Raw genomic sequence first — 11,845 nt, 5'->3', positions numbered from 1 at the left:
GACTATTGTCAATATTTCCTTTGCATTTCTATTAAAACAGATTATGATAGTAACAGTAATCAAGAAAGGAGAAAAAAACTATGATTTATATTGGAGATTATCATGTACATACAAACTATTGCCCTCATGGTTCCAACGATCAAATCGAGACATATATCGATAAAGCCCTGTCGCTTGGATTGAAAGAAATCAGTTTTACAGAACATGCGCCGCTTCCTGAGAATTTCATTGATCCAACTCCGGAAAAGGATAGTGCCATGAGTCGAGATGATTTAACTGAATATACAGAAATCATTCAAAAATTAAAAGAAAAATATCAAAAAAAAATAAAGATCAATCTAGGATTTGAGCTAGACTATATTGAAGGATTTGACCATGAGATAACTCATTTCCTTGAAGAAAATGGCTCCATAATTGATGATGCTATACTCTCTGTCCATATGTTAAAAAATCCGGAAAATCAATATGTATGTTTGGATTTCAGCGCAGATATGTTTGCTGAGATTATTACACAGTTTGGCTCAGTAGACAAAGTATATGAGAAATATTATCAAACGTTAAATATGGCAATCCGTGCTGACTTAGGAAAATATAAGCCAAAACGAATTGGCCATATTACTTTGATAGAAAAATTCAGCAAGAGATATCCACCAAAAAACAATTATAGCAATACAATTGAACATCTATTAGAGAATATCAGCAGAACAAATTTAAGCCTTGATATTAATACTGCTGGCCTATTTAAGGAACACTGCCAACAAATTTATCCTGACAAATCTATTATTCAAAAAGCTTTTCTAAAAGGCATCCCATTAATCCCAGGATCAGACAGTCATACAGCCAATCACCTAACAAAGGGTTTTCATCAATTGCCAGAGAACGTAAAGTTTGCCAGGCCTGTTTGATCAAACAAACAACTAGTCATCAGGCTAGTTGTTTGTTTATTCTTTCTATTAAATCGTCCAATTCGATTAATTGATCTTTATTTTCTAAGTTTTCTGTGAGTCCTTTTCTGATATTTTCAATATAAGATATTACTTCCTGGTTAAATCCATCCCAGTAATTAAGATCATCTTCTATCCATTGTTCATGATAATAATTCTTTAACTCTTGCTCGATTACTATCATATGCTTTTCTAGTTCTTCTATATAAAAATCTCTGACCATCTTCTCCAATTGATCTCTGCCATCTTGAGCAAAAAAGGATGCGGTATCTTTATAATTTTTCACTGCTGTGTTAAGCAGCACTTTATTTTGCTTTATTCCTGCATTGGTTTCCGGTGATGTCAGCTTCAAGTCTTCCAATTCTGATAATGAAAAGAGTTGATCGATTTGTTGCAATTGGTCATTTACTTCTTTTCGAAATTGTTGCCACTCAGCTTTCCATAATGTCTCTATCCTAATAAAGATCGCTTCAAGTTCAAATTCCAAACGTTCATTTATTTGTTTATGGAGTTTCACAAGGACAGCCTCTAATTCTGTTTTTCCTTTCTTACCATTGTTTTGGATTGCACCAGGATTCACATACGTACGGAATAAATCAGTAAATTGGATGGAAAAACGCTGCACAATATAGAAACACTGTTTGTTTACTAATTGCAATATTCCTTTAATGTGTGACTCACCATTTCTATTTTGAATAACTTGCTCCATTTTTTGCTTATTACTATTTACTTCATGTAGTAAGCTGTCTCGCTGAGATTGGTCGCTGCGTGCAATTTCCAGCCATTTTCTGACTAATGCATGAATTCTGCTGATATCAGTGTAAATTGCCTGCATACTCAGCTGCGTAAGTTCTTCCTTTATAAAAGAGTAGAATGATTGTTCAAAAGACTCGAAACCTGACAGTGCAGGTGACTTTGATTTCTGCTTTTCTTCTATTGCCATTTTACTTGAAACAGGGAACATTCTTGGATCATGGATATCAAAAGCTTGTAACTGCATTTTTACATATTCAGTTACCATCTCTACTTCTGCATCATTTTTTGCTAAATCTACTGCATTCACAATGAAAAACATTTTATCTAATTGAAACGCATCTTTTACATTCCCTAACTTTTCAAGAAAAGTTTTATCAGGTTTCGAGAATGGATGATTATAATAAGTTACAAATAAAACAGCATCAGCATTTTTTATATATGAAAATGATAATTCCGTATGTCTTGCATTTACAGAGTCTGCACCAGGGGTATCAACTAGTGTAATATTCTGTTTTGTTAATGCACAATGATAGAATAATTCCATCTCCTTAACAAAACAGGCAATCTGTTCATCTTGAATATATGATCTGAATTGGTTCATACCTATTTTGTAGGTTGTACCAATATATTCCTCCATCATTGAATACCCGTTTATAAGTGCAGTTAAAAATGACTTATGCTGATCAGCGATCGCCAGTTTGTTAATATTTGTTCTCTTTAACCATGACACAGCATCTTTTAATTTTGTGAAGCTTTGGTCTTCTATTATGGCGCGAAAATCATCCATCAGCTCTTTTTCCTGTTTGATGACAACCTTTATCTCTTCATGTTGATATTGGTTGGTTGGCGGGCTGATTTTGTTAATAGCAGCCGTTGTAGGATTTGGCGATACAGGTAAAACAGCCTCACCGATTAATGCATGGGCAAAGGAAGATTTACCAGCACTAAATGCACCAAATAATGCAATCGTGAACTTTCTTTTTTTCAATCTGCTGAGTTTGTTTTTGATATCTTGCTGAAAATGTTGTAATGATGGCAGTGTATCCAGTGATTTTATAATTTGTTCAGAATGTTTATATGTCTCTTCAATTGAAAAACGTTTGCCTTCTTTACTTGTATCAGCTTCTTTTTTTGCTGTTTCTGTTACTTCCATTTTCTGTTGCCAGCCGTCTAAAGTGCTCAGTTTCATTTGCTGCAGCTGATTTAGTTTATTAATCAATTGATCTTTTGAATCAGAAGTAGCTGACTCATCTGTGAAAATACTTTCTAATTGCTCTTTATGCACTATAAATGCTTGCTTTTGATCTTTTATTTGTTGCATTAGATCATTATATTTCTCATAACTTTCTAGACTTTGCTCAACTTCCTTTATTTTGTTCTCTAACGTTTGATATACTTTCGAATTAATATTCTGCCATTCGTCTTTGTAATACAAACGAAAGATTTTTTTGACATTATTAGCGACAAGATCTGTGTAAATCAATACATAATCACCAGTTACTTTTACGTTATCATTCATTAATTGGATAATATTTTCATTAGGAAAACGATGACGGAATACATTATCTTCGAAATGTATCGAACCAAATTGTTGAACAAATTCTGTTAATTTATCTCTTAGCTTCCATTCAAGACTTACCTCTACTTGCTTATGTAAAGCTTGATAAAAGTTATCTAAACGCCGCTTTCGCTCCTCTTCGGTCTTCTGTTTAGATTTAAAGAAACCTGCTTTAAATCCAGGAGCATATGCTTCTAACATTTCCCTTGCCATTTCCCGAAGTTCGTACGGCATAAGCTGTGCATTTTTTAACGTTTGATCTAATAAGTTTTGATAGGTTGCTGAAATTTCATTTTTTTGTTGTTCTAGTGCTTTTTTCTTCTGTTTTAAATCATCAAAATTAATAGAATGGTCGATATTGATCTGACTAAGCTGTTCTTCCAGGGTATGTATAGTTTGATTCGTATTTTCATGTTTATCTTCAATGGACTGATCAACAATTTTCCATATACTGTGATAAATAGTTTCCTCGATTATTGACTCATTATCTAATTCCATCTGATTTCTTACTGCTTCCTTAACTGTTAACCATTGATTGATAGCAGGATCACTATTTCCTGCGAGTGATGTATAATATACTGCTTGTGGAGTAATGCCCCACTGGTCGAATACTTTTCTTAGACTTTGCTTAAATGCGTCGAATGTAATCTCTTTCTCATTATGTTTATCTATTTGATTAATGATTACAATGTAAGGTTTGTTCATTGCTTCAAGCTTTTTAAGAAAAGATGCGTTTACTTCTGACTGTACATGATTATAATCAATCACATAGAAGAGAAGGTCAACAACATGCAATGCAGACTCTGTCATTAATCTGTCTGCATCATCTGCAGCGTCAATACCGGGAGTGTCCATTAAGGTTATCCCTTTACCTAATTTCTCTATTTCTTTAAAAATTTCTACTTTTTTTATTTCTTCACCGTCCCGACATAATGCATGAACTTCATCGAGTGGTGTGTTTCCAGCTAATTTAATCGGCTCATTTTTCTTGAAGTGTATTATATACTCTTCTGGACCGTTTTTTATTTCCACAATATTAGCACTTGTAGGTATAGGACTTTGCGGTAACAATGGCTGGTTTAACAACTGATTTAATAACGTTGATTTCCCTGCTGAAAAGTGGCCGCAAAAGCATATATGCTGCATTTTTTCTTGCTTCTTTCTAAAAAAATCAAAGACCTTTTGCTGGCGGTCCCATTCCTCAAAACTTCCCAGTAAATAATGTAACCCAGCGATTTGTTCAGTAGAAACCGCTTTTAAAGTAGTTGTCTGCATGCTTAAAAACTCCTTCAAGCTTGATCTAATTACCTATTATACTAATTTATATAAATAAACTCCACCTTTTTTCTTATAAGTGCGTGTTCAAAAATGAAAAAGAGCCGAACATTTAAAAATGTCCGGCTTGATGATTAATCGTTTTCTAAACTGAATGGTTTTTGCAATGATGGTTTAAGCCAAATATTCTCTACTTCGCCTTCTGATTCTGTGTCTATCACAAATGATCCATTACTGTACCTTTCACTTATTGGTAATTCAAAAGTTGATAGTGCTGCTATTTTTTCTTGCGAAGTACGGGTCAGTACTTGGTCTGTTTCATTTACTTTTTCAAAGCCAACTATCCGGTGAGGCTTTGATTTTAATTCACGTAACATGACAGCACCTTTCTTTGCTCTTGCTGATTTCTCAAACTGATCAAGCGACATTCGTTTACAAGCGCCTCTTTGAGTCATAATAAACAGATATTCCATCGGCATTAATTCATTGAATGCAAGGCCATTAATGACAAACTCGTCTTGTTTAAGCTGAATAGCTTTAACCCCAGCAGCTCGCTGCCCGATTAATGCCACCTCATTTTCTTCGAACCACAAACCATAGCCTTTGTTTGTTGCAATAAAGATATTGGCATTTCCATCAGTCAAATAAACATTTAAAAGCTTGTCATCCTTCTTTAAATTGAGCGCAATTAACGGTCTCGAAAAACGGGCAGAAGTGTACAGATCTAGCGCGCTTCTTTTAATCATTCCATTTTTTGTAACAAACAGGAGGTTTTTCGATGAATTAAATTCTCTAACTGGAATGGCTTTTACAATGGTTTCTTCTTTATCAGTTGAAGCAATATTGCTGATATGCTGCCCTAATTCTTTCCAGCGAATGTCAGGAAGTTGATGTACAGGTATCGGCATATACCTGCCTTTTGATGTGAACAATAAGATATGATCAGTTGTGTTGAGTTCATATAAACCAATTAAAAAATCATCTTCTTTCATTACAAAATCATCTTCAGTTGACGCAGTGTATGAACGAACGCTGGTTCTCTTCACGTATCCCTGGTTGGTTACAGACACAATCACATCTTCACTGGCTACTAACACTTCTACATTTATTTTTAATTCTTCTATTTTATCTTCTATTTTCGACATTCTTGGTTCTTCATACTGTTTTTTCATTTTTCTCAAGTCTTTTTTTATAACAGCAAATAGCTTCTTGTCATCATTTAAAATTTGCTGAAATTCCTTGATTGCTGCTTGTAATTCATCCGCTTCTTTTTCAAGTTGTGTAATATCTGTGTTTGTTAATCGATATAATTGCAAAGTTACAATTGCTTCAGCCTGTTCTTCTGTGAACTGATATTGCTGTTTGATGCGGTTTTTGGCATCTTGCTTATCATTCGAGGCACGGATTGTCTGAATTAATTCATCCAATATTGATACAGCCTTTATTAAACCTTCAACAATATGGGCACGTTTCTCCGCTTTTTTTAAATCATAGCGCGTTTGCCTTATAATAACATCTTTTTGATGTTCTATATATGCATCAATTAAGTCTGTCAAACTTAATAATTGTGGAGTTTTATCTTTAATTGCAACCATATTGAAATTATATGTAATTTGGAGGTCAGTATTTTTATATAAATAATTTAGAATTCCCTGACTGTCTGCATCTTTTTTCAATTCGACCACGATCCGTAAACCAGTTCGGTCCGTTTCATCTCTGACTTCGGCAATCCCCTCTACTTTACGATCAATTCGAAGTTCATCCATTCTTTTGACAAGTACGGCTTTATTAACTTCATAAGGTATTTCATCAATAACAATATGTTCTCTGTTCGCTTTTAATGGTTCGATTTTAGCTTTTCCCCGAACAACAATCTTGCCTTTTCCTGTCTGATAAGCTTTCCTAAGACCTTCTTTTCCTTGAATAATTCCTCCTGTCGGGAAATCAGGTCCTTTAATATATTCTAACAGTTCGTCTACAGAGGCGTCCGGTCTTTCTAATTTTTTTATGACTGCATCAATAACTTCCCCTAAGTTATGTGGCGGTATTTCTGTTGCATACCCTGCAGATATACCTGTAGAACCATTAATCAGTAAATTTGGTATTCTTGCAGGCAAGACGACCGGTTCTTCAATGGAATCATCAAAATTAGGTATAAAATCAACCGTTTCTTTATCAATGTCACGTATCAGTTCTGAAGCTATTGCCGAAAGTCTTGCTTCAGTATAACGCATGGCAGCAGGCGGATCACCGTCAACACTGCCATTATTTCCATGCATCTCCACTAATACATTTCTTACTTTCCAAGTTTGACTTAAGCGTACCATTGCTTCATAAACAGAAGAATCACCATGTGGATGATAATTACCAATAACGGTACCTACCGTTTTTGCTGATTTTCTAAATGGTTTATCATGTGTGTTTCTTTCCTCATGCATGGCATATAAAATTCGGCGCTGTACTGGTTTTAAACCGTCTCTTGCATCTGGCAGTGCCCGATCCTGAATAATATATTTACTATAACGACCAAATCGATCTCCCATTACTTCTTCTAATGGAAGATCGAGAAAATTTTCTTCGATTGCCAACAGTACTCCTCCTATATTTGAATATTCTCATTATCTATAATGTTATCTTCCTCATCCAGACTAAACTTAACATGTGATTCAATCCATTTCCGGCGCGGCTCCACTTTGTCTCCCATCAATGTGCTGACACGTTTTTCCGCACGTGCTAAATCATCAATCTTTACTCTTATCAATGTTCTTGTCTCAGGGTTCATTGTGGTTTCCCAAAGCTGATCAGCATTCATTTCACCTAGACCTTTATACCTTTGAAGCTGGTAACCAGTTTTATACTGCTTGGTAACCTTCTTCATATCATCTTCATTCCATGCATATTCCACCTTCATTTTGGCACCTTTACCTTTTGTGATCTGGTATAGAGGCGGCAAAGCAATAAAGACTTTCCCTGCTTCAATTAATGGACGCATATAACGATAGAAAAATGTCAGCAATAATACCTGAATGTGAGCGCCATCTGTATCAGCATCTGTCATAATAACAATTTTATTATATTGTACATCATCTAAAGAGAAGTCAGCTCCGACACCCGCACCAATTGTGTGAATAATTGTAGAGATTTCTTCATTTTTTAACACATCACCTAATTTGGCTTTTTCTGTGTTAATTACTTTCCCTCTTAATGGCAATACAGCTTGAAATTTACGATCTCTGCCTTGCTTTGCAGAACCGCCTGCAGAGTCCCCCTCCACTAGGTATAATTCATTTTTTTGCGGATTTCTTGATTGTGCTGGCGTTAATTTACCGCTTAACAAAGCATCTTTGCGTTTTTTCTTTTTCCCGCTGCGAGCTTCTTCTCTGGCTTTCCTTGCAGCTAGTCTGGCTTCTTTCGCTCTGATCGCTTTTTTTATTAGCATGCTCGAAATATCAGGATTTTCTTCAAGGAAGTATAGCAGGTTTTCCGCTACCATTGTATCAACTGCTGACCTTGCCTCAGCAGTCCCCAGCTTGCCTTTCGTCTGTCCTTCAAATTGCAGCTTCTCTTCTGGAATTTTAATTGAAATAACTGCAGTAAATCCTTCGCGAATGTCATTTCCTTCTAAGTTCTTATCTTTTTCTTTCAGTAAATTAACTTTTCTGGCATAGTCATTAAATACTCTTGTGATACCTGCTTTTGCACCTGCTTCATGGGTACCTCCATCTCTTGTCCTTACGTTGTTGACAAATGACAAGATATTTTCCGCATACCCATCATTGAATTGGAATGCAAAGTCCAGTTCCATCTCCTGCTGTTCTCCATCAAACGCTACAACTGGATGCAGACTGTCCTTGTCTTCATTCAAATAATGGACAAATTCTTTTAATCCATCAGGATAATGATAGGTTTCTTTTACATCATTTCGTTCATCAATCAGTTCAATTGTAATCCCTTTTAATAAAAAAGCTGCTTCTCTTAATCTTTCAGAAAGTACCTCAAACTGATATACATCTGTTGTAAAAATCGAACGGTCTGGCTTAAAAGATATTGTTGTGCCTGTTTCTTTTGTTTTTCCTTTTTTCTCCAGTGTTGTAACAGGCTTGCCACCTGATTCAAATCTTTGAACAAAGATCTGTCCGTCTCGTTCAATTGTCACTTCTAACCATTCAGACAATGCGTTAACAACAGAAGCTCCTACACCATGAAGACCACCACTAGTTTTGTAACCACCCTGGCCAAATTTCCCTCCAGCGTGTAACACAGTTAAGATTACTTCAGGAGTTGGTCTGCCGGTTTGGTGCATTCCTGTAGGCATCCCCCGCCCCCTGTCTTTTACTGTTATACTCTGATCCGGATGAATCACCACTTGTATATAATCTCCATGTCCAGATAAAGCTTCATCGACTGAATTATCCACGATCTCAAAAACCAGATGATGTAATCCCCGAGTATCTGTACTCCCAATATACATACCAGGTCTTTTTCTGACAGCTTCCAGACCTTCTAATACTTGTATGGAATCATCTGAATAGCTTGTATTATTTACCATTTTACATTTTACCCCTTCCATTAAACCGAACAAAACATTTACAATGATTTCTAGCGCCATTATATAATAAATGTTAATCTATTTTTCTTTAATATAGAACAAATGTTCCTTTTTGTAAAGGATTACTTCCGTACTAATACAGAATGAGCAACTTTTATGCATCTGTCCATAATAACTGATTTACCATGCTGCTCCAAGTACTGACATGCGTTTTCATTTACAACACCTTGCTGCAACCACACATAAGGTGCCTTTGTTTTAGCGATTTCCACTGCTAAGTCTTCAAGGTATTCTGATCTTCGAAATACATTGACTAATTCAAAATTCTCCTCTATATCGAGTACTGTAGGATATGCTTTTTCTCCCAATACTTTATCAACATTAGGATTAACAGGTATAATTCGGTATCCTGCCTTCTGCATTGCTTTTGCAATTTGATATGATGTTCGATTCGTGTTATCAGATAAACCAATTACTGCAATTGTATTCGTATTATTCAGCATTTTCAGCATCAAATTTTGTTCTTCTTGAATATTCATCATTCTACACCTCATTTTAGTTGATTAAACCATGGACTGTTAATTTGTGCAAGTATCGATCAGTATTACAAACGATTAAATAATAAGTCAATGGGCCATGAAATCTTGATTATTAATATGTGCTTCTTTAATATGTATCATAGTTTTTAGAAAATATAAATAGTGAATATATCCAATTTACGAAATACATGCTACAATATATTTATTAAGAGATGTAAGGAGTTTGTTAATGGAATTCATTATATTAATTATCATCGCTTATTTACTTGGTTCTATTCCAACAGGATTGATCGTCGGTAAAATCGGCTATAAAACAGATATCAGAGAACATGGCAGCGGAAATTTAGGCGCAACAAACACTTTCCGTGTATTAGGTGTAAAGGCTGGAATTGTTGTTACTCTTGGCGATATTTTAAAAGGAACTTTAGCTGCATTACTGCCATTCTTTTTTAACTTTGATCATATCCATCCACTATTAATCGGTGTGTTTGCTGTAGTTGGACATGTCTATCCGATCTTTGCAAAATTCAAAGGCGGTAAAGCAGTAGCAACATCTGCCGGTGTCATTTTAGGTGTTAACTGGCTACTTTTTGTTATTATGGTGATCAGTTTTTTAGTACTTCTGTACTTAACAAAATATGTTTCACTTTCTTCCATGTTAACAGGAATTATTACAGTAATTGTGACAATTGTTCAACAAGATATTGGTTTGATTATAGTGACAAGTCTTCTTACTGTCTTCGTAATTTTCCGTCATAAAGCAAATATCAAACGTATTTTGAATAAAACAGAACCCAAGATAAAATGGATGGGATAAATGAGAGATCTGTTGCAGGGTCTCTCATTTCCGTTTTTTCTTTCCCTTTTTAAGAACGTAGAGATTGAATAATTTAATGTAATTCAGTATACTTTGTAATAATTGTAATGCTGGAAAGGAGTTTTTGGACATGCATAGCAATCAACCATTACATTTACCGAATAAGCAAGCAAGACATAAACTTTTTGGATCTGTTGAACCTGGTGAGAAACGGAAGCCAACCGACAAAGAGAGCATGCCTGATTTACAAAATACAAAAAAAGATTTTCTTTTTGATATAGATCAAGTAGGAATAGCTAATGTCAAACAACCTATAATTGTTAACAGCTCAATAAAACCATACACTCAGACAACAATTGGTCTATTTAAAATGACTTCCGCAATAAAAAAAGAAAGTAAAGGAACAAATATGAGCCGATTTACGGAACTGATGTATGAACACAGTAATGGTGAGCCTTTTGAAGTTTCGGTAGAATCTTTAAAACAATTTACGAAAAAGTTAACAGAAAAGCTGGAACAGGAAGATGCGGAGATTACTGTAACCTTCCCATGGTTTTTCGAGCGAAGTGGTCCAAGTTCCCAAATAACTGGAGTGAATCACGCTGATGCCCGTCTAACTGTACTTTATGATAAACATCACGGCTATAAAGTCGATGTGGCATTAGAAGGTACAGTTACTACGCTCTGTCCATGTTCCAAAGAAATAAGTGAATATAGTGCCCATAACCAAAGAGGGATGGTAAAAATGACTGCAGATTTATCAGCAGATTATGATGAGACAGATATTGACTGGAAAACAGCGTTGCTTGAAGCAGCGGAAAGTAATGCCAGTGCCCGTATTCATCCAGTTTTAAAAAGACCTGATGAAAAAATGGTGACAGAACAGGCCTATGAGAACCCTAGATTTGTCGAAGATATTGTTCGACTTGTTGCAGCTGACCTATATGAATTACCATTTGTTCGGAAGTTTTCTGTTACATGTCAAAATGAAGAATCTATACATTTACATGATGCACTAGCAACCATTACCTATGATAAAGCACTTCACTCCTAAAGGCGAATACTATTGCCATGAAGTATTTATTTGTTGGTATCATACGGTTTTATCAGCTTGCTATTAGTCCGCTGTTTCCACCGAGCTGCAGATTTCAGCCAACTTGTTCCCACTACAGTTTGGAATGTTATCGCCGCTTTAATATATTTAAAGCAACTTATTTAACGATAAAGAGGATCAGTAAATGTCACCCATTTCATCCTGGAGGGTTTGACCCAGTTCCAAACGAAACAAAGCATGATCAGAAAAAATGATCATGCTTTTATTTATTATAGTGCTAACCATCTGTAATCTCCCAGCTTCAACTCTCTGGTAACATGAGCAAATAAGTGGAGGATAACAAACCTTAATCC

At 35.3% G+C, this 11,845-nt stretch carries 8 protein-coding genes; 4 read left to right on the top strand and 4 right to left on the bottom strand.

The window, feature by feature from the left end; genetic code table 11:
• Positions 1–80: 80 nt before the first annotated feature.
• Positions 81–905, top strand: a complete 825-nt coding sequence (gene hisJ, locus F9U64_RS04225) for a histidinol-phosphatase HisJ (protein ID WP_153401767.1) — start codon at positions 81–83, stop codon at positions 903–905.
• 19 nt (positions 906–924) lie between these two features.
• Here hisJ and F9U64_RS04220 read toward each other — a convergent pair whose 3' ends face one another.
• The 4 genes from F9U64_RS04220 to F9U64_RS04205 all read right to left on the bottom strand — a co-directional run bounded on the left by F9U64_RS04220 (position 925) and on the right by F9U64_RS04205 (position 9,624).
• Positions 925–4,533: a dynamin family protein gene (locus F9U64_RS04220; RefSeq protein ID WP_153401766.1), complete on the bottom strand. Its 3,609-nt coding sequence runs from the start codon at positions 4,531–4,533 to the stop codon at positions 925–927.
• A gap of 134 nt (positions 4,534–4,667) precedes the next feature.
• Positions 4,668–7,121: a DNA topoisomerase IV subunit A gene (parC, locus tag F9U64_RS04215; RefSeq protein WP_153401765.1), complete on the bottom strand. Its 2,454-nt coding sequence runs from the start codon at positions 7,119–7,121 to the stop codon at positions 4,668–4,670.
• Positions 7,122–7,132: 11 nt separating this feature from the next.
• Complete coding sequence (gene parE, locus F9U64_RS04210; RefSeq protein ID WP_153401764.1) at positions 7,133–9,082, bottom strand: DNA topoisomerase IV subunit B; 1,950 nt, start codon at positions 9,080–9,082, stop codon at positions 7,133–7,135.
• 122 nt (positions 9,083–9,204) lie between these two features.
• On the bottom strand, positions 9,205–9,624 hold the full coding sequence (locus F9U64_RS04205; protein WP_323125818.1) for a CoA-binding protein: 420 nt from the start codon (positions 9,622–9,624) through the stop codon (positions 9,205–9,207).
• Positions 9,625–9,850: 226 nt separating this feature from the next.
• Between F9U64_RS04205 and plsY the strand changes: the two genes are divergently transcribed.
• The 3 genes from plsY to yidD all read left to right on the top strand — a co-directional run bounded on the left by plsY (position 9,851) and on the right by yidD (position 11,746).
• Positions 9,851–10,438, top strand: coding sequence for a glycerol-3-phosphate 1-O-acyltransferase PlsY (plsY, locus tag F9U64_RS04200; RefSeq protein WP_153401763.1), 588 nt, complete (start codon positions 9,851–9,853; stop codon positions 10,436–10,438).
• A gap of 130 nt (positions 10,439–10,568) precedes the next feature.
• Positions 10,569–11,492 carry a GTP cyclohydrolase FolE2 gene (folE2, locus tag F9U64_RS04195; RefSeq protein ID WP_153401762.1) on the top strand — a complete coding sequence of 308 codons (924 nt, stop codon included), beginning with the start codon at positions 10,569–10,571 and terminating at the stop codon, positions 11,490–11,492.
• Positions 11,493–11,509: 17 nt separating this feature from the next.
• The gene (gene yidD, locus F9U64_RS04190) at positions 11,510–11,746 is read left to right on the top strand and encodes a membrane protein insertion efficiency factor YidD (protein ID WP_153401761.1); all 237 of its coding nucleotides are present in this window, start codon (positions 11,510–11,512) and stop codon (positions 11,744–11,746) included.
• The last annotated feature ends 99 nt before the right edge of the window (positions 11,747–11,845 follow it).

The sequence above is a fragment of the Gracilibacillus oryzae genome (genome assembly GCF_009498735.1).
Lineage (GTDB): Bacteria > Bacillota > Bacilli > Bacillales > Amphibacillaceae > Gracilibacillus > Gracilibacillus oryzae.
The sequence above is the reverse complement of the archived record's forward strand: the minus strand, read 5'-3'. Positions and strand labels throughout refer to the sequence as shown.

Excerpts from the sequence above, each read along its gene's own strand:
- hisJ (WP_153401767.1), top strand. The coding sequence starts at position 81 with ATGATTTATATTGGAGATTATCATGTACATACAAACTATTGCCCTCAT.
- folE2 (WP_153401762.1), top strand. The coding sequence starts at position 10,569 with ATGCATAGCAATCAACCATTACATTTACCGAATAAGCAAGCAAGACAT.
- plsY (WP_153401763.1), top strand. The coding sequence starts at position 9,851 with ATGGAATTCATTATATTAATTATCATCGCTTATTTACTTGGTTCTATT.
- F9U64_RS04220 (WP_153401766.1), bottom strand. The coding sequence starts at position 4,533 with ATGCAGACAACTACTTTAAAAGCGGTTTCTACTGAACAAATCGCTGGG.
- parE (WP_153401764.1), bottom strand. The coding sequence starts at position 9,082 with ATGGTAAATAATACAAGCTATTCAGATGATTCCATACAAGTATTAGAA.
- F9U64_RS04205 (WP_323125818.1), bottom strand. The coding sequence starts at position 9,624 with ATGATGAATATTCAAGAAGAACAAAATTTGATGCTGAAAATGCTGAAT.
- yidD (WP_153401761.1), top strand. The coding sequence starts at position 11,510 with ATGAAGTATTTATTTGTTGGTATCATACGGTTTTATCAGCTTGCTATT.